At 65.7% G+C, this 18,480-nt stretch carries 18 protein-coding genes; 7 read left to right on the forward strand and 11 right to left on the reverse strand.

The window, feature by feature from the left end:
- Positions 1–56 precede the first annotated feature (56 nt).
- The gene (rpiB, locus tag AC1DGP_RS19510) at positions 57–503 is read left to right on the forward strand and encodes a ribose 5-phosphate isomerase B (RefSeq protein ID WP_441506782.1); all 447 of its coding nucleotides are present in this window, start codon (positions 57–59) and stop codon (positions 501–503) included.
- Between the two features lie 12 nt (positions 504–515).
- A complete protein-coding gene (locus AC1DGP_RS19515; protein ID WP_441506781.1) occupies positions 516–1,427 on the forward strand; it encodes a ribokinase in 912 nt (303 codons plus the stop codon).
- Between the two features lie 204 nt (positions 1,428–1,631).
- On the opposite strand, the gene AC1DGP_RS19520 is transcribed toward AC1DGP_RS19515, so the two are convergent.
- From AC1DGP_RS19520 to hisD, 7 genes are all read right to left on the reverse strand, one after another.
- Positions 1,632–2,864 carry an anion transporter gene (locus tag AC1DGP_RS19520; RefSeq protein ID WP_441506780.1) on the reverse strand — a complete coding sequence of 411 codons (1,233 nt, stop codon included), beginning with the start codon at positions 2,862–2,864 and terminating at the stop codon, positions 1,632–1,634.
- Between the two features lie 5 nt (positions 2,865–2,869).
- On the reverse strand, positions 2,870–3,076 hold the full coding sequence (locus AC1DGP_RS19525) for a hypothetical protein (RefSeq protein WP_441491223.1): 207 nt from the start codon (positions 3,074–3,076) through the stop codon (positions 2,870–2,872).
- 178 nt (positions 3,077–3,254) lie between these two features.
- Positions 3,255–4,091, reverse strand: a complete 837-nt coding sequence (locus AC1DGP_RS19530) for an ABC transporter permease (RefSeq protein WP_441506779.1) — start codon at positions 4,089–4,091, stop codon at positions 3,255–3,257.
- Positions 4,088–5,257, reverse strand: a complete 1,170-nt coding sequence (locus AC1DGP_RS19535; protein WP_441506778.1) for an ABC transporter permease — start codon at positions 5,255–5,257, stop codon at positions 4,088–4,090. Before AC1DGP_RS19535 ends, AC1DGP_RS19530 begins: the two co-directional genes overlap by 4 nt.
- A complete protein-coding gene (locus AC1DGP_RS19540) occupies positions 5,254–6,318 on the reverse strand; it encodes an ABC transporter ATP-binding protein (RefSeq protein ID WP_441506806.1) in 1,065 nt (354 codons plus the stop codon). The genes AC1DGP_RS19535 and AC1DGP_RS19540 overlap by 4 nt, the downstream gene beginning before the upstream one ends.
- Positions 6,319–6,521: 203 nt before the next feature.
- Positions 6,522–7,574: an ABC transporter substrate-binding protein gene (locus AC1DGP_RS19545; RefSeq protein WP_441506777.1), complete on the reverse strand. Its 1,053-nt coding sequence runs from the start codon at positions 7,572–7,574 to the stop codon at positions 6,522–6,524.
- 125 nt (positions 7,575–7,699) lie between these two features.
- Positions 7,700–9,007 (reverse strand): histidinol dehydrogenase, encoded by a 1,308-nt coding sequence (hisD, locus tag AC1DGP_RS19550; RefSeq protein ID WP_441506776.1) that lies wholly within the window; start codon positions 9,005–9,007, stop codon positions 7,700–7,702.
- A 138-nt stretch (positions 9,008–9,145) separates the two neighbouring features.
- Here hisD and AC1DGP_RS19555 point away from each other — a divergent pair, with 138 nt between their 5' ends.
- The gene (locus tag AC1DGP_RS19555) at positions 9,146–9,691 is read left to right on the forward strand and encodes a cupin domain-containing protein (protein WP_441506775.1); all 546 of its coding nucleotides are present in this window, start codon (positions 9,146–9,148) and stop codon (positions 9,689–9,691) included.
- 186 nt (positions 9,692–9,877) lie between these two features.
- Here AC1DGP_RS19555 and AC1DGP_RS19560 read toward each other — a convergent pair whose 3' ends face one another.
- From AC1DGP_RS19560 to AC1DGP_RS19570, 3 genes are all read right to left on the reverse strand, one after another.
- Entirely contained in the window at positions 9,878–10,588 is a 711-nt protein-coding gene (locus AC1DGP_RS19560; RefSeq protein ID WP_441506774.1) for a formylglycine-generating enzyme family protein, read from the reverse strand.
- Positions 10,589–10,899: 311 nt separating this feature from the next.
- Complete coding sequence (locus tag AC1DGP_RS19565) at positions 10,900–11,376, reverse strand: NUDIX hydrolase (protein ID WP_441506773.1); 477 nt, start codon at positions 11,374–11,376, stop codon at positions 10,900–10,902.
- Between the two features lie 75 nt (positions 11,377–11,451).
- Entirely contained in the window at positions 11,452–12,513 is a 1,062-nt protein-coding gene (locus tag AC1DGP_RS19570) for an NAD(P)H-dependent flavin oxidoreductase (protein ID WP_441506772.1), read from the reverse strand.
- Between the two features lie 88 nt (positions 12,514–12,601).
- On the opposite strand from AC1DGP_RS19570, the gene AC1DGP_RS19575 reads away from it, so the two are divergent.
- From AC1DGP_RS19575 to AC1DGP_RS19590, 4 genes are all read left to right on the forward strand, one after another.
- On the forward strand, positions 12,602–13,519 hold the full coding sequence (locus AC1DGP_RS19575) for a LysR family transcriptional regulator (protein WP_441506771.1): 918 nt from the start codon (positions 12,602–12,604) through the stop codon (positions 13,517–13,519).
- Positions 13,503–14,672 (forward strand): YbfB/YjiJ family MFS transporter, encoded by a 1,170-nt coding sequence (locus tag AC1DGP_RS19580; RefSeq protein WP_441506770.1) that lies wholly within the window; start codon positions 13,503–13,505, stop codon positions 14,670–14,672. Before AC1DGP_RS19575 ends, AC1DGP_RS19580 begins: the two co-directional genes overlap by 17 nt.
- 314 nt (positions 14,673–14,986) lie before the next feature.
- Positions 14,987–15,826, forward strand: a complete 840-nt coding sequence (locus AC1DGP_RS19585) for an amino acid ABC transporter substrate-binding protein (RefSeq protein WP_441491212.1) — start codon at positions 14,987–14,989, stop codon at positions 15,824–15,826.
- An 86-nt stretch (positions 15,827–15,912) separates the two neighbouring features.
- Complete coding sequence (locus AC1DGP_RS19590) at positions 15,913–16,629, forward strand: glutathione S-transferase (protein WP_441506769.1); 717 nt, start codon at positions 15,913–15,915, stop codon at positions 16,627–16,629.
- A gap of 157 nt (positions 16,630–16,786) precedes the next feature.
- On the opposite strand, the gene AC1DGP_RS19595 is transcribed toward AC1DGP_RS19590, so the two are convergent.
- A complete protein-coding gene (locus AC1DGP_RS19595; RefSeq protein ID WP_441506768.1) occupies positions 16,787–17,992 on the reverse strand; it encodes an NAD-dependent formate dehydrogenase in 1,206 nt (401 codons plus the stop codon).
- Positions 17,993–18,480 lie beyond the last annotated feature (488 nt).

Genomic DNA, 18,480 nt, shown 5'->3' on the forward strand with positions numbered 1-18,480 from the left:
GCCGGCGGTGTGCACTTGCGGCCGCCGGCTCCCACTTCGAAACAAGGATACTACCCATGCGCCTCGTCATTGGCTCGGACCACGCCGGATGGTCTCTCAAGAAGCACGTCATCGACCATATCAGGACGCTCGGGCACGATGTGCTCGATGTCGGATCCTTCGATGACCAGCCGGTCGACTTCCCCGACATCGCACGCGAGGTGGCGCGCAAGGTCACGTCCGGCGAGGCCGACCGCGGCATCATGGTCTGCGGCACCGGCGTCGGCGCCTCGATCGCGGCCAACAAGATGAAGGGCATCCGCGCGGCCGTCTGCCATGACGTTCACTCGGCCCATCAGAGCGTCGAGCATGACGATGTCAACGTCATGTGCATCGGTGCCAAGATCATCGGCCCGTGGCTGGCGAGCGACCTGATCGACGCCTATCTGGCGGCAGAGTTCTCCACCGACGAGGACTTCCGCCGCCGCGTCGACAAGCTGCACGCGATGGACGCGGAAGGCTGAGCGAACCCGCCGATGATCCTGGTCTTTGGCTCCATCAACGTGGATCTGGTGGCAAGGGTCGCCACCATTGCGGGACCGGGCATGACGGTGCTCGCCCGCTCCCATGAGCAGCATTTCGGTGGCAAGGGCGCCAATCAGGCGGTGGCTGCGGCGCGCCTCTCGGCGCCCGGCACCTTGGTGATGGCGGCTTGCGTCGGTGCCGATGCCTTCGGGCGGGATTCGACCGAAAACCTCGGTCGCAACGGCGTATCGACGGAGCTGGTCCGTGTCTGCGACACCCCGACCGGCTGCGCCTTCATCTCGGTCGATGCGCAGGCGGAGAATGCGATCACCGTCGCGAGCGGCGCCAATGGCGCGTTGTCCGCGGGGGATGTGCCGGACGCCATGCTCAGGAGCGGCACCGTTCTCGTGCTGCAGATGGAAGTGCCCTTCCCGGCCTCGCTCGACGTGGCGCGCCGCACCCGCCAGGCCGGCGGCCGCGTCATCTGGAACTGCGCCCCGGTTCCTCCCGCGATGACAGGCGACGAGGCCACGGCTCTGCTGGAAGCGAGCGATATTCTCGTCGTGAACGAGCATGAGGCCAGCGACATCGCCCTGATCCTGGGCGTTGCCGCCGACGACATCGCGCAGCTCGCGACGCGCTCCGCCACGACCTGCATCGTCACGGCCGGTGCGCGAGGCGCCTTCGCCTATACGGCCGATGGACAGGTTTGCACGGCAACGACGCCAGCCATCGTGCCAGTCGACACCACGGGAGCCGGCGACACCTTCGTCGGCGCGATTGCGGTTGCCCTTCACGAAGGCTCCCCCCTCGCCGATGCCCTTCGTTTCGGCTGCAAGGCGGCCGCGCTCTCCTGCCTGTCGGCCGGCGCGCAAGGCGGAATGCCAGTCCGCGACGCGCTCCACGTGGTGCGCGCACTCTGAGCGCGCCCTCATGGCAATCGCTTACATCATTGGCTACCCAGCGGCTTCGCGGGAAGCTGCATCATCGTCGGCCGGTAGAGTTCGCCTTTCTTGATATCGTCGTCCTTTGCGGCAAACCCTTTGATAGGCCTGGCGCGCCCCGGTCCGTGTCGGAGATCTGCGGCTTCTCGAAGCGACCCAAGCGGCCCCGACTGCTTTCTGAAGTCAGGACAGCATGTAGAGGCCGATCGCTAGCGTGGCGATGGTCAGTGGCGCGCCGATCTTGAAATAGGTCCAGAAATCGATCGAGATGCCCTCCTTGGCAGCGCGCTCGGCGACGATGAGGTTGGCGACGGAGCCTAGGAGCGTGAAATTACCCGCGAGCGTCGAGGCCATCGCCACGACGAGCCAGGCGCGCTGCGGATCCTGCAACTGCTCGACGAAGGGCTTCAGCACCAGCACGGCCGGGACATTGCTGACGAGGTTGGACAGGACAGCGGTGACCCCGGTAAGCGCCGCGACATTGCCGAGGTCGAAATGCGCGGCCTGGGCCAGGACCTCCTTGGTCAGCACCGCGTGCTCCAGCCCGCGCACGACGACGAAGAGGCCTGCGAACATCAGCAGGAGCTGCCCGTCGATATCGCCATAGACTTTGCGCGGCTCGATGCGCCGCGTCAGCAGCAGCAAGGCCGCCGCGCAGATCGCGACCTTGGCGACCGGCTGGCCGAGGAAGAACAGCACGATCATTGCCAGGGAGATGAGCGCCGATTTGAGCGCCAACCAACTATGGAAATGCGCGGGGATCGAGACCGTCGGCAGCCTCTGGCGGGTGAAGTACTCGCGCGGGTTGAGGAGGAGCACGAGCAGGATCGTGACGATTAGTCCGAGTGCTGCCACCGGCGCCAACGCCGCAGTGAAGGCGCCGTAGGAGATCCCCGAGAGATTGCCGATGATCATGTTCTGGGGGTTACCGGTGATCGTCGCGGTCGAGCCTACGTTCGAGGCGAGCGCGACTGCGATGAGATAAGGCACCGGGTTGCGGTCGAGCGCGCGGGTCAGCGTGATGACGATGGGCGTCATCACCAGGCAGATCGCGTCGTTGACGAGAAACGCCGAGAGCACGCCGGTCGTCACCACGACGGCCGCGAGCAGCAGCGCCGGGTGGTACGCCTTGCCGACGGCCCAGCCGGCTACCATGCGAAAGAAACCCGATAACCGCAGATTGGCGACGACGATCATCATGCCGAGCAGGAGCGTGATGGTGTCGAGGTCGATCGCGCGATAGGCGTCCTCCAGCGAGAGCACGCCGCAGCCGACCATGAGCGCGGCCCCGACCAGCGCCGCCCCGGCCCGGTCGACGCGCAGGCCCGGCATCCGGCCGATGGCGATCGCGACATAGGTCGCGACGAAGATCGCGATCGCGAGGAACTGCGTCGCGTTGAGCCCCCAGCCCGTCATGAAGGTTACGCCGCTCTTTCGCCCGTCATCGCCGGCGCCGGAATGGCGCGGTGGTCGGTCGGCGGCTCATAGCCGCGGGTCTCCGGCATGGCAACGAGATAGAAGACGAGGCCGCAGGCGGGGAGCCTGACGAAGGCCGTTGAGTAACCGGCGTTGACGATGATCACGCCCGCCAGCGAAGCGGAGATCGAGGCGCCGACGCCCCAAGCCATTCGAAGCCCGAAGCAGACATGCCCCAAGCGGGAAATGGCTCCGGCTATCGGGCGCGTCGCCTTTCAACCTCAATAAGCGCATCCGATCGATTCCACGCCATTCCCTTGGCAGAAGGGAGCCGGGAGCTACCAAACGAGCGCAACCAGATCTGGTGGTTTTTGCGACCTGATGCCGGCCTCACGCCTCACTCGGCTGAACCTTCTGCCTCTTGCGCAGCGCCTGGAAGAGCGAGGCGCCCTTCACGGCAAGCAGCAAGGCGAAGGTCACGATCATGATGATGAAGGCTGCGGCCGCGATCGCCGGGCTGATGTTCTCGCGGAGCGAGGAGAACATCTGACGGGCGAGCGTGGTCTGGTTGGGGCCCGCGACGAAGAGCGTGATCACCACCTCGTCGAGCGAGGTCGCGAAGGCAAAGACCGCGCCGGTCAGAATGCCGGGCATGGCCAGCGGCAGCGTCACGCCGCGGAAGACCTTGACCGGCGAGGCGCCGAGACTGGCTGCGGCACGCTCCAGCGCCGGGTCGATGCTGGCCAGCGAGCTCGCAACATTGACGAGCACGAAGGGCACGCAGAGCACCGCATGCGCAATGATGACGCCGAGATAGCTCGAGGCCAGCCCCATGCGGGCGTACAGGATCTGCATGCCGACGCCGAGCACGACCGCCGGCACCACCATCGGCAGCAGGAAGACCGAGCGCAACAATCCGGAAAACGGCAGGAGCTCGCGCCTGAGCCCAAGCGCGGCAAGCGTTCCGACCACCGTCGCGACGACGGTCGCGCCCGTGCCGATGATCAGCGAATTGACGATCGCACGGGTCCAGGCCTGGCTTTCGGCCAGCGCGCCGAACCAGCGCAGCGAGGGGCCGCTGATCGGATAGACCAGGAAGACGCTGTCGGTGAAGGCGAGCGGCAGGATCGCGACGAGCGGCAGTAGCAGGAAGGCGACGGCGAGCGCGGCGAAAGCGAGCCGCACGGCGTTGAAGGCCGCAGCGCCGGGGCGAGACACGCCGCTCATGTCTGCACCAGCGGCGTGCGCGAGAGCCGGCCGTAAAGGATGTAGAGCACGGTCGTCGGCACCAGCAGGAACAGGCCGAGCGCGCCCGCCATGCCCCAGTTCGCCGTTCCCGTCGCGTAGAAGGCGATGACCGAGCTGATCATCTGGTCGCCGGCCCCGCCTGTCAAAGCCGGGGTGATGTAGTAGCCGAGCGCCACCATGAAGACGAGCAGCGAGCCCGAGAGCAGGCCCGGCATGGCGAGCGGCAGCAGGACATGGCGGAAGGCCTGCAGCGGGGCTGCGCCCAGCGCCGCGGCGGCCGGCATCAGGTTCCGCGGGATCGCGATCAGGCTGGCATAGATCGGCAGCACCATCAGCGGCAGCAGGACATGCGTCATGGCGATCAGCACGCCGGTGCGGTTGTAGATCAACGAGAGCGGCGTCTCGATCAGCCCGAGCGCGCGCAGCGTCTGGTTGATCAGCCCGTTATCCTGCAGCAGGATCAGCCAGGCCGCCGTGCGCACCAAAAGCGATGTCCAGAGCGGCAGCAGCACGGCGATGAGCAGCGCATTGCGCTTCCAGCCCGACACGCTCGCCGCCAGCATCGCGAAGGGCAAGCCGATCGCCGCGCAAAGCAGCGTGACCTGGCCGGCAATGACGAAGGTCCGCAGCATGATCGCGCGGTTGACGGCGAAATCGGCTTCGACGGGCTCGATCCGCGCCTCGTCATTGCGCTTGAGGTCGACCGCCGCCAGCAGATTGGCATCCGTATAGGCCGGCATGCTGCGCTTCAGCGCCAGCCAATAGCTCTGCTCGCTCCAACGCGGGTCGAGGGCGACGAGATCGACCACGTCCGCTTCGCCGGCCTCGCGCACGGCCCGCGCCGTGCGGGGGAGCAGCGTGCGGAAACCGGCCTGCTGGCTGTTCAGCGTGCGCACCGCATCGCCGAAGCGCTCCTGCGGCGTGTCGGTCCGCAAATCCCGGACGAGCGCCGCTTGCAAGGCAGCCGACGGCGGGCCTGCTCCATCCCAGTTCGCGATCGCGGTCGCCGTCTGTGGAAAGGCGAGGCGCACCGTGCCGCCCTGCACCGCCGTGGAGACCATCATCCAGAGCGGCCAGAGGAAGAACAGGCCGAGGAAGACGACCAGCGGCAGGACCAGGAGCAGAGCCTTGAGGCGCGCGCTCATGGCGCCACCAGCGAGCAATCGCCGGGCGCGAAGCTGGCGAAGGCCGTGCTGCCGACAGGTGGTGCCGCATCGCGCCGCCCGGCCCGTGCGACCAGACGGCTCTCCCCGAAGGCGAGATGCAGGCGGATATGATCGCCATGATAGACATGGTCCTCGACCGTCACCGGCAAGGCGTTGGCGGCAGCAGCATCCTGCACGAGATGCAGCATTTCGGGACGAACCGAGACCATCACCTCGCTGTCGGGTTCAAACGACACTGCCCTGTCGCAGGTCACGCTCCCACCGGATGCGAGCGCCACCGTCGTGGCCTCGCCCTGGCGCTGCGCGACGCGCCCCGCCAGCAGATTGGTCTCGCCGATGAATTCGGCGACGAAGCGCGTCCGCGGCCTGTCATAGAGGCCAGACGGCGTATCGAACTGCTCGATCTTGCCGCGGTTCAGCACCGCGACGCGGTCCGACATGGTCAGCGCCTCGCCCTGATCATGCGTCACGAAGATCACGGTCAGCCCGAGCTCGCGATGCAGCGCGCGGATCTCGAGCTGCATATGCTCGCGCAACTGCTTGTCGAGCGCGCTCAGCGGCTCGTCCATCAGCACGACCTTGGGCTCGTAGACCAGGGCGCGCGAGAGCGCGATGCGCTGCTGCTGGCCGCCGGAGAGCTGCGAGGGCCGGCGGTCGGCGAGATGGCTCAGGCGCACCAGATCGAGCGCGCGCTTCACCCTCGCCTCACGCTCCGCCCGGGCGACGCCGCGCATCTTGAGGGGAAAGCCGACATTCTCGGCGATCGTCATATGCGGGAAGAGCGCGTAATTCTGGAAGACGACGCCCATCTCGCGCTTGTGCGGCGGCAGATGCTCGACGCGCCGCCCGTCGACATGGATGCGCCCGCCGGACGGCGCCTCGAACCCGGCGAGCATCATCAGGAGCGTCGTCTTGCCCGAGCCCGAGGGGCCGAGAAGGCTGACGAACTCGCCCCGCGCGACATGGAAGTCGAGCGCATCAACCACCGTGACCGTGCCGAATACCTTGCTGATGGCCTCGAAATGAATGAACGGATCCAGATCTCGCAAATGATCAATCTTCCCGTGAGGATGAGGCGAAGCCGTTGCGGCCGCGGCGAGGAACCGTTCGGAGACGGCGCCAGGCCGGGCGGCGGACGGGGGCGGCCCCGGGCACGATCTGGCGTGCCCGGGGCGCGTCGCATGACGAGCGGCCAGGCGAAGGCGGCTAGTGGCCGCCCTCCCTTACCGCCCGATTTGCCGGCCTACTTGCCGACCCAGGCGTTGAAGCGCTTGGTCAGGTCCTCGATATTGTCGTTCCAGTAGTCGACATCGATCGCGATCGCATTCTCGAGATTTTGCGGCGCGGTCGGCAGATCCACGGCGAGATCGGCCGGGACGGCGGCCGCGGCAGCCTTGTTGGGCAGGCCATAGGCGATGTCCTGCGGCAGCTTGGACTGGTTCTCCGGCAGGCTGGCGAAGGCGATGAAGTCCATCGCCTGGTCCTTGTTCGGGCTGCCCTTCAGGATCACCCAGCTGTCGACGGCGTAGATGGAGCCCGGCCAGACGGTCTTGAACTTGGTACCCTCGGTCTTGTTGATGCCGCTGATGCGGCCGTTATAGGCAGAGGTCATCACGACCTGGCCGGATTTCAGCAGCTGCAGCGGCTGCGCGCCCGATTCCCACCAGACGATATCGGACTTGATCTCGTCGAGCTTCTTGAAGGCGCGGTCGACGCCGCCCTTCTCGCGTAGCGTTTTATAGACGTCCTTCGGCGCGACGCCATCGGCCATCAGCGCGAATTCGAGCGCATATTTCGGGCCCCGGCGCAGGGCGCGCTTGCCCGGAAAGGTCTTGGTGTCCCAGAAATCCTTCCAGGAGGTCGGCGCCGTCTTCAGCTTCTCGGAATCGTAGGAGAGCAACGTCGACCAGACGATGGCCCCGACGCCGCAATCGCTCACCGCACTCGGCAGGAACTTGTCTTTGCCGCCGAGCTTGCTCCAGTCGAGCTTCTCGTAAAGGCCGTCGGCGCAACCGATGGCGAGTTCATCGGCCTCGACCTGCACGGCGTCCCAGTTCGGCGTACCGGCCTTCACCTTGGCCTGGACGACGCCGACGCCGCCGTCCCAGGATTCGTCGAGGACCGGCTTGCCGGTCTTTTCCGCGAAGGGCTTGAAGTAGATCTTGCGCTGCGCGTCCTGGTAGTTGCCGCCCCAGGATACGACGGTGAGATCGCGGGCCGACGCCGCGCCGAGGCCGGCGATGACAAGCCCCGCCGCGAGCGCGGTGCTGCCGAGTATGGACTTCAGAAACGTCATGGATCTTCTCCCTGCTTCTGCTGCAGCGATCCCCCCGCCCCTCGCGGTTGGGATCGTCGTTGCCCCTATTGGAGCCCCCTTTATCGCGGTGCGATAGAGGGGTTTCCGGAAAAACTTCGCGTCGATCAGGCTCCGATCTCTCGCAGCAGCTGTGCCGGCGCGAGCCGCAGCGCCGCCGCCCGCCGGTGGCCTTCCAGGCCTTCGCTGGCACTCTGGCGCATGGCCGGTGGGGCGACTGCCGCCACGCCGCGCTCGTCGAGCCATTGATGCGTGCAGGTCTTGAGATAGGAGCCGACCCAGAGGCCGCCGGTATACCGCCCGGCCGCCATGGTCGGCAGCGTGTGGTTCGTGCCGCAGCACTTGTCGGAATAGACCACGCTGGCTGCGACCCCGATGAAGATCGAGCCGTAATTGCGCAGCTTCGCCGCTGTGGCATGCGCGTCGCGGGTATGCACCTCCAGATGCTCCGCAGCGATATGGTCGGAATAGGCCAACATGGCGGTCTCGTCGGCGCAGACGACGATCTCGCCATAGTCGCGCCAGGCGGCGGCGGCGACCGGCGCGGTCGAAAGATTGCCGAGCTGCCGCTCGATCTCGACGAGCACCTTATCCGCCAGGGCGCGGTCCGTGGTGATCAGGCCGACGCGGGTGCGCACGTCATGCTCGGCTTGCGCCAAGAGGTCGACCGCGATCGTCACGGCATCGCCGGTCTCGTCGGCGACGACGAAGATCTCGCTGGGACCGGCGAGCTGGTCGATACCGACCAGCCCAAAAACCTGGCGCTTGGCCTCATTCACATAGGCATTGCCCGGGCCGACGATCTTGTCGACTGCCGGAATGCTCTCCGTGCCGAAGGCCATCGCGGCAATCGCCTGCGCGCCGCCGATGCGAAAGATCCGGTCGGCGCCGGAGAGATGGCAGCCGGCGATCATCGCCGGATGGGCGCCGGGCGGCAGGCAGGCGATGACCTCGTCACAGCCCGCGACCTTGGCCGGCACGATCGTCATGATCGGCGCCGAGAGCAGCGGATAGCGCCCGCCCGGGACATAGGCGCCGACGCGGGCGATCGGGATGATGCGGTGGCCGAGATGCAGGCCCGGCAGCGGCTCGATCTCGAGGGGCAGCAGGGTCTGGCGCTGGGCTTCGGCGAAGGCCCGCACGCGCTCGATCGCGAACTCGGTGTCGGCCCGGGTCCGCGTCTCCAATCCGTCCAGCGCGGCGGCACGCTCCGAGGGCGAGACTTCGAAGGCGTCGATCTCGAGCTTGTCGAACTCGCGGGAATAGTGCCGCAGGGCCGCGTCGCCGTCCCGTCGCACCGCCTCCAGAACCGCCTTCACGGTGGCCTCGACCGGGGTGTTGTCGCTCCAGGCGCTGCGCTGGGGCGCCTTGATGCGCGTGATCCGGGCTTCCAGGGCGAGATCGGATTTGGACATGCAGGCTGCTTCCGGTGAGCGGGATCGAGCTGGCCAAGCTTCTGCGCCACGCAGCGACAAGGCAAGGAGGCCAGCAGGGGCGTTGAAGATATTCACCAGCTGGGCTCAGATGCGGCGCTCAGCTGAAGGAGGCCTTCCATGAAGATCGGCGACCGTTTGAGGGAGCTACGGCTCCGCCGTCAGCTCAGCGTCCGCGCCGTCGCCTTGCGTTCAGGGATTTCCCACTCGTCGATTTCGCTGATCGAGCGGGACCTGATCAGCCCTTCGCTCGACACGCTGCATGCCGTGCTCGACGCGCTCGGCACGACCATGTCGGGCTTCTTTCTGGATTTTCATGCGGCCTCGCCGCCAAATCCTTTCTGCCGGGCGGCTGAAATGACGGAAATCGGCCGGGCCGACGCGATCTCCTACCGCGTCATCGGAACGGGCTTTCCCAACCGCTCGATGCTGATGCTGCACGAGACCTACGCCCCCGGCGCCGACACGGGCGAGGCCTTCTCCCATTCGGCCCAGGAAGGCGGCCTCGTCATCCGCGGCGCGGTCGAGGTCACCGTCGCGGGCCGGTCATCGGTCCTGCAGCCTGGCGATGGTTATTATTTCGACAGCCGGGAGCCGCACCGGTTCCGGAATGCCTCGGCGGAACCGAGCGAGATCATCAGCGCCATCACGCCCCCGACCTATTGATCCCTGGACGCTGCGGCTAGATACCCGGGCATGGTTCCGAGGCAGGCGCTCTTCATTGAGAGGGCCTGCTTCCGTTCTCACCCCTGGATCATCGGACCGGATATCGTATCCAGTCCGATGATCTAACCCTTTGTCTTTGCATCGGCTTTGCCCCGAAAACCGCAATCCACTTTTCGGGCCGATGCTTTAGCTGCCCATCCGTCCGTCTGTTCCCGACACTCCGGCGTTTGCGCAGAGGCGAAAGCCCAGATCGTCTATCCGGAAGGTGGGATGGCTTCGACGGCGATTGGTTGCCAGGCAACCTCTTTCGCCGTCTGCCCAACCGCCGCCACGGAAGATGCGGTAGGCGCCGTAGACCTGTGGGTCGTACTGGTCGGAGCACCACTCCCATACGTTGCCGAGCATATCGTAAAGACCCCAGGCATTGGATTGCTTGCCGCCAACAGGCTGGGGCCGCTCGCCCGAGTTATCGGCGAACCAGGCGATATCGCCGAGGTCGCCATAGCGAGGCCCGCGCGTTCCCGCACGGCAGGCGTGTTCCCACTCTGCCTCGGTGGGAAGGCGATATCCGTCGGCATCGGCGAGGAGATCCGCTCCTTGCGCGTCGTCGTGGATGACATAAGCCGCAGTGAGGCCCCGTTTTCCGGACAGTTGATTGCAGAACGCAACCGCGTCGAGCCAGGAGACGCTTTCTACAGGGCATCTGGCGTCCACATGGGACGAAGGCCAACTCCCCGTGACCTCGGCGTAGAGTGCCTGCGTCACCGGGGCGGCTCCAATCCTGTAGGATTCCAGCGCGACATCCCAGCGCCGCTGGATGCGGTCGTCCCTCAGCGCCACGATGCCGGCCGGGATCGTGAGCATCCGAAGGCTTAGCGTTTCCTGAAACTCGTCCACGATCTCTCGTCAGCAATTGCGGTACGCGGCAATCTGCTTGATGATCCGATCTTCCGCAAACCACCTCGAGCCTGTGTCCGCATCGGCTTTCCCCATATCCGCAATCCACTTTTCAGGCAGATGCCCTAACCCTCCTGCCAACCCCATGAAATCGGCGAGTGTCGGCAGCCCCATCCACGCAGATGACGAATGCGAGCCGGAGCCCGATCAGCCGGTCGGTTGCTGGGCGGTGTTCACGACCCGTTGAGCCTCAAAGGCATGGCGATAGGCGGGCCGCGCTTCGCTGTTGGCCAGGTGGGCAGCGAGCCCGGCTATCCCTCCAGCAAGGCATTGTTCTGCCGGGCGCCGCCCCAGCCATACTCGGAATAGGAGACGGCCTGGCTGACGTTCAAAAGGGCCTGCCGGACATAGGGAATGGTCTCGGGCGGCAATGATCCGAACGGCCACCAGCCGAGATCAGCGTGCTTTTCGGTTTCCATCAGCCTGGGCGTGCCGTCCCATCGCGCTGCGGTGAAGACGTGACCGACCCAGTCCCGGCCCTCCGTCAGGCTGTGAAATGTATGGACGTGGACGAGATCAGCAGGCGCGATGCGCACGCCGACCTCTTCCAGGGCTTCTCGGATCGCCGCTTGGGCGATCGTCTCGCCGGCCTCAAGCCCTCCAGCGGGAAGACTGAAGGCACCGTCCATCCATCCTGTCGCCGTCCTCCGCAGCAAGAGGACCTCGTCGCCCCTGCATAAGGCGACGAAGACGGAGGCTGAGAGGGTGTGACGATCGCGAGCGGACATGGCCAAGGCTACCTGACGGGGTGGACGGTCGCGGCACTCTGAGGATGCCGAGCGACAGCAGATGTCAGCGGCCCGTCATCGCGCCGCTTCGGAGGCCGCCTTCAGCTCGCGCAGCAATGTGGCGACGAGTTCGGCCGCCGGCATGGCGCGGGCGAGCGGAGCGCCCTGCCCGGCCCATTGGGCGCCGAAGCCGTGCTCGCCCTTGGCCTTTGCGGCGGCATGGAGAGCCTTTCCGGCGTCATAGGCGATCGGGTAATCCGGCGGCAGCCGGGCTGCCACGCTTTCATGGAGGTCCGTGAAGCGATTGGCGAGGCAGCGCGCCGGCCGACCGGAGATCAGCGCTGTCAGCCGGGTGTGATAGGCGCCGGGGCCCGCGAGCGCCGCGCGATAGGCATCATCGGCAGCCGATTCCGGACAGGCGATGAAAGCCGTGCCGAGCTGAGCGGCGACAGCACCGAGGTCGAGTGCGGCAGCAATGCCGGCCCCATCCATGATGCCGCCGGCGGCGATGACCGGCAGCGTGCTGTTCGCCACCAGGAGGCGTGTCAGGGCGACGGTTCCCAGGGCCTCATCGGGAGCCGCCGGATCGAACACGCCGCGATGCCCGCCGGCCTCGATGCCCTGTGCCACGATCGCGTCGATCCCGGCGGTCTCGATCTGCCTTGCCTCTTCGAGGTTGGTCGCCGTGGCGAAGAGTGTGGTGCCCGCCCCCTTCAAGCGCTGAATGGCTTGCGGCGACGGCAGGCCGAAATGGAAACTGACGACCGGCGGCCTCGCCTCGACGAGCATCGAAAGCATGTCGGCATCATCGGCAAAGCTCTTGTAGATCGTGCGCAGTGCCGCCGGAGGCGCGGCGCCAAACTCCGAAAAGAGCGGCGACAGCCAGTGCAGCCACGCCGCCTCGCGCTCCGGATCCGGCTTTGCCGGGCCGTGCACGAAGACATTGACGTTGAACGCGCGCTCGGTCCGCGCCCTCAGATCCGCGATCATCGCGCGGGCGCCTGCGGCATCCGTCGCGCCAACACCGATCGAGCCGAGCCCGCCCACATTGGACACGGCGGCAGCAAGGGCGGGGGTCGAAACACCCGCCATCGGCGCCTGCACGATCGGCACCTCAACGCCCAGCTTGCTCAACATCCCGGCCTCCCGCGCTCCGCACCATCGTTGACTTTAATTCTCAAAAAGAGAATACACATCCAAATTGATTTCTCAATGGAGAATTGAAATGGATTTCGCCGCGCTCGCGGTCTTCCGGACCGTCGCCAGGGAGCAGAGCATCACCCGCGCCGCGGAGCTGCTTGGGCGTGTGCCTTCGAATGTCACGACCCGCATCCAGCAGATCGAGGAGGCGGTCGGCGTGCCGCTGTTCCTGCGCGAGCGGAAGGGCATGACGCTGACCGCGGCAGGACGGACCTATCTCGACTATGCCGACCGGATCCTGAACCTCGCGGACGAGGCCATTCAGGTCGTCAATCCGGCGGGGCCGGCCGGCGTGCTGCGCATCGGCTCGATGGAATGCACCGTCGCAAGCCGGCTGCCCGTGCCGCTGGCCCGCTTCAATCAACGCTGGCCCGAGGTCACGCTCGATCTGTCGACGGCGCCGACCCGGCAGTTGATCGACTCTCTCCTCGCCCATCGCATCGATGCCGCACTGATCGCTGTCCCATCGGGCGAGTGGTGGCTAGGCCCGCAGGATCTCGACACGCTGCCGGTCTTCCGCGAGGACCTCGTGCTCGTGCTTCCGCCGGGGCATCCCGAGGTACGGCACGCAGCAGACCTCAAGCCCAAGGCGCTCGCCGCCTTTGCGCCGGGCTGCACCTACCGCATGCTCGCCGAGGAATGGCTGACCGGCTTCGGCACGGTGAAGGGGCGTTTCTCCATCCATGAGGTCCGCTCCTATCACGCCATGTTCGCCTGCACGGCCGCGGGCTCCTGCTTCAGCATCATGCCCCGCTCCGTGCTCGATCTTCTGCGTCACACAGGCGCCGTCGAGGAGAAGGCGTTGATGCGGGTCGATACCTATCTTGCCTGCCGGCCGGGATTTTCGACGCCCGCCTTCACCGCATTCCGCGACCTGCTTGCCGGTTTCTCCGACATCGAGGTTGGGGCCATCGAGGTTCGGGCCAATGCCGAGAACCCATGAACGAGAGGCCACGATCGCGGCCGCGCTCGTGCTCGTCATCGGCATGGGCTTTGGCCGGTTCGCCTTCACCGGCCTCTATCCGCTGATGATTTCCGATCACACCATCTCCGTGCAGGCCGGATCCTATGCAGCCGCAGCCAATTATGCCGGATATCTGGCCGGCGCATTGCTGAGCGCGGTCCTGACCGGCATCCCGAGCCGGAGGCTTTGCGCTCTCGCCGTCGTTTCAACCGTCGCCCTGCTCGGCGCGCTCGCCCTGCCATTGCCGGAACGGGCGATCGTCACCGTGCGCGGCCTTGCCGGCATCTCGAGCGCGTTTGCCATGGTGGCCGCCTCGCATTGGCTGATTCACGATCGCAAGCACCATCAGGGAGCGCCCGCCCTCTTCGCCGGCGTCGGCATCGGCATCGTGGTGTCGGCGGAGCTGATCGCCCTTGCGCATCTCAACGCATTGTCGAGCCGGGCGATCTGGCTCACCCTTGCCGTGGCGGCAGCGGCTCTCGCAGCTGCTGCCCTGAACCTGCAGCGGCGCAGCGACCGGGCACCGGCGGTGGCGCCCCAACCGCTGTCGGCGCATGGGCAAGCCCATAGTGCGCAGTTGCTCGCTCCCCTGCGGCTGATCGTGATCTATGGGCTGGCCGGATTCGGCTACATCGTCACCGCGACCTATCTCCCCCTTCTGGTCGGACAGGTGCTCACGGCCACCGATCCCGTGCATATCTGGGCGGTCTTCGGACTTGGCGCCGTGCCGTCCTGCTTCTTCTGGCATGCCATGCACGAGCGCTTCGGCACACGTCGGAGCCTGGCGAGCAATCTGGTCGTTCAAGCGATCGGCGTCGCACTGCCTGTGCTGCACACGCCCGCAGCCTACGTGCTGAGCGCATTGCTCGTCGGCGGCACCTTCATGGGCACGGCGACGATCGCCATGCCGGCCGCGCGCAAGGTGGCGGCGGCGGTCCGTTTCAACATGCTGGCGCTGATGACCGCCTCCTTCGGCATCGGGCAGATCGTCGGCCCGCTCATGGCCAATGCGATCTATGCCCGTACCCAGGCGTTCGACATCTCCCTGAGCATCGCCGCCGCATCGCTGGTTGCCGGCGCCGTTCTGTGCGTGGATCTCCCCGGCAATAGGGCGCAATCGCATCCAGTCTGACTGCGCCGCCGGGGCGATCATCTCTCGGATCGCGTCACGGTCCCGACCCGGCTCCTGCGATCCCCGAAGGATCGAGAACAGGCATTCTTGCCGCTGCGTGACAAGCTGCATAACATGGTGATGCCGGCGATGTCGTTCTGCTGGATTGTCATGAGGCGCGGCGCATCCTCGATGGAGCACTCATCGGCAAGAAGACACGGCAAGAATACGAGAACCGATACGCACGCATCGCAAGCCCCGGCCGCCAGAAACGACGTTCTTCGATCCATCCGACCGGCTTAGTGTGCGCCATGACCAAAGGGCGGAACGCGACTATGCAAGCTTTATTGATCGCATTTCTCTGCGTGGCGACATCGGCGGCAAGCCTGGCGGCGGACACCCTGGCACGGGCCCGCGAGACCGGGACATTGCGGCTTGGCTTCCGGGTCGATGCGCCCCCGTATTCCTATCGGACGACCAGCGGCGAACCCTCCGGCTATATCGTCGATCTCTGCCGCGAAGTCGCCGCCGGCGTGAAGAAGGCGCAGGGTCTGCCGGCGCTCAAGATCGACTATGTCGAGGTCTCGTCCACGGCTCGCCTGGAGGCGTTGCGCGACGGCAAGATCGATATTCTCTGCGATCCGACATCGATGACCATGTCGCGCCGCGCCATGGTCGATTTCTCGCTCCCGACCTTCATCGATGGCGCCGGCGTCCTGCATCGGACCAATGAACTGACGCGGCTCGAGGACCTGCGCGGCAAGAAGATCGGCGTGCTCCGGGGCACGACGACCGAGGAGGTTCTGAAGACGACTTTGACGCAACTCGGGATCGAAGCCGAGATCGTTCCGATGCTGGCTCATCCCGACGGGGTCCGCAGCCTGGCGGCGGGAAAGATCGACGCCTATTTCGCCGATCGCGGGATCCTGAGCTATCACCTGCTCAACAGCGAGAACCGCTCCGGCATGAAGCTCTCCGACCAGTATTTCACCTTCGAGACCTATGCGCTGGCTCTGCCGCGCGGCGATGAAAAGCTGCGCCTGCTTGTCGATGCCACGCTGGCGGAGCTCTATCGCACCGATCGCGTGAAGCAGATCTATGCCCGCAGTTTTGGAAGCTTCCCGCCGGATCAGTTCATCCGTGCCCTCTTCGTCATCAATGGCGTGCCGAAATGAGGGGATTGGGTGCCTGACCTGACAGGTCTCGAGGCTCCGACAAAAGTATTCGCCGGCGGAGACCGATCGCGAAGGAGGCCAGCTCCATGCAGGACTACACGCTCTATTACTGGTCGGTCCCGTTTCGCGGTCAGTTCGTGCGGGCGGTGCTGGCATGGGCCGGCAAGACCTGGCGCGAAGCCGGCGACGGCGAGATCGCAAAGCTCATGGACGAGCCGGTCGAGCTCGTGCCGGTCCCGTTCATGGGGCCGCCGCTGCTGATCGACAACGCGGACGGCTTCGCCATCGCGCAGATGCCCGCCATCATTCTCTATCTCGGCGAGACGCTCGGCCTCATGCCGGCCACGCCGCCCTTGCGGGCGTTGACCATGAAGATCGTCAACGACGCCAATGACGTCATCGACGAAATCACGCTGCAAGGCGGCCAGTCGATGTGGACGCAAGAGCGCTGGCGCGAATTCGTGCCGCGCCTCGAGAAGTGGATGTCGTTCTGGGAAGAGACCGGGCGTCGGCACGGGCTGACGGCAGAGGCTGGTTTTCTCCTCGGCGGCAAGGCGCCGGGCATCGCCGATGTCGTGACCGCAACCTTGTGGACGACGATGGCCGATCGCTTCCCGGTCCTCGCATCGATCCTCGAGGAGACCGCGCCGCTCACGAGCGGGCTCGCGCGCCGCGTCTCCGCCCTGCCCCCCTTGGCCGCATTGGCCGAGAAGGCCCGCAGGGACTATGGCGACGAAACCTATTGCGGCGGTCAGATCGGAATGGCTCTGCGCAAGGTCGCTGGCGAAACCGCGCATCGCTGAAGATGGCGGAGCCGTCTCCCCTCTCCGGAACAACGGCGAAGGCGCGCAAGCTCTCGGAATGGCCAAGGCAACGGCGCCTCAGGGAGCCCGCATTGACCTCGGAAGCCAGCGGCTGTCCGTCTCAGGTTTGCCGCTTGCGGAACAGATTCCGATTGGATCACGTCCTGGTCTTGAAGCGCGCCGCCTCTTCCGAACCATGGGTGGCGTCGCCGGCGCTATAAGAATGCGCGCCAGCGCCCGCGAGCTTGCCGCCATCGACGATCAGATATTCCTCCCGGATCGGCCGGCCCTCGAACCAGCATTCCAGGATTTCGCGCGTGCCTGCGGCGTAGCGGGCTTGGGCGGAGAGCGTAGATCCCGAGATATGCGGCGTCATGCCGTGATGCGACATTGATCGCCAAGGATGGTCCTGGGGGGCCGGCTGCGGGAACCAGACATCGCCAGCATAGCCGCCGAGCTGCCCGCCCTCCAGAGCGCGGGCCACAGCGTCACGATTGCAGATCTTGCCGCGCGCCGTGTTCACCAGATAGGCGCCGCGTTTCATCCTGGCGATCATCGCCTCGTCGAAGAGATTCTCTGTCTCCGGATGCAGAGGTGCATTGATCGTGACGACATCGCAAAAGCCAACCATGGATGCCGCGTCCGCGTGGAAGGTAACGCCAAGTTCCTGCTCGACCGCCAGCGGAAGACGGTGGCGGTCGGTGTAGTGCAGCTTCACGTCGAACGGCTTCAACCGGCGCAGCACGGCGCTGCCGATCCGGCCGGCACCGACGGTTCCGATCTGCATCCCCTCGACATCGTAAGAGCGCGCGACGCAATCGGCGATGTTCCAGCCCCCACGGAGCACCCACTGATAGGAGGGGATGTAGTTTCGCACGAGCGCCAGGATCATCATGACCACATGTTCAGAGACGCTGATCGAGTTGCAGTAGGTCACCTCGGCAACCGTTACACCACGATCCATCGCGGCTTGAAGGTCGACATGGTCTGATCCAATGCCGGCCGTGATCGCAAGCTTCAGTTTGCTCGCCTTGGCAATGCGCTCTTCGGTCAGATAGGCCGGCCAGAAGGGCTGCGAGATCACGATTTCGGCGTCGGGGAGCTCGCGTTCGAAAACGCTGCCGGGACCGTCTTTGTCCGAGGTCACAACCAGGCTGTGCCCGGCGCTTTCGAGAAATTTCCTCAGGCCGAGTTCGCCCGACACACTGCCGAGCAGAACCCCCGGTTCAAAGTCGATCGCCTTCGGCGTGGGAAGTGTCTGGCCGCCGGGGTAGCGGTCGAGTTCCGGCAGACCGTCCCGCGCATATCCTGCCGGGTAACCGTCGGCTGGATCGTCATAGAGGACGCAAACAACCTTTGCCATTTTATATCTTCCTTCGTCAGGCACGAAGAGGAAGACGCTTGATTCTCACTGCTGCCCGCCAAGACGATGATCATCGGCGGCCCGCTCTGAAGTGTCGGAGGCCAGCTGATCCTGGCGCTTCCTCGATCGGAAAGTTGCGCGCTAGTCCAAATAAGATGGAGAAGCCGGACATGGTTTCAAGACCGGAGGACAGTGGCCTGCCTCCCTGAAAAGTGGCCCTCCCGGAGGTATGGCCTTTGAGCCGACGGAGGTCAGAAGAAATGGCCTGTCTGTCTTCTTCGGCATAATCGGCATCCTCCAAGGCTCAAAAAGCCTGGTGGATTGATCGGGACGGAAGAGTCCTGGTTGGAATTCCCCGCGCCGCTGCAGCATGCGACATTGCGGGATGCATACCGGTATCAGCATCGACATTACGGCTTCGGACAGGGCTCGGCTTGAAGCGATCGTCGCTGGGGCCACAAAGCTGTCCCGGTAAATTTGGCACGACT

The sequence above is a fragment of the Allobosea sp. 05T433 genome (assembly GCF_056396065.1).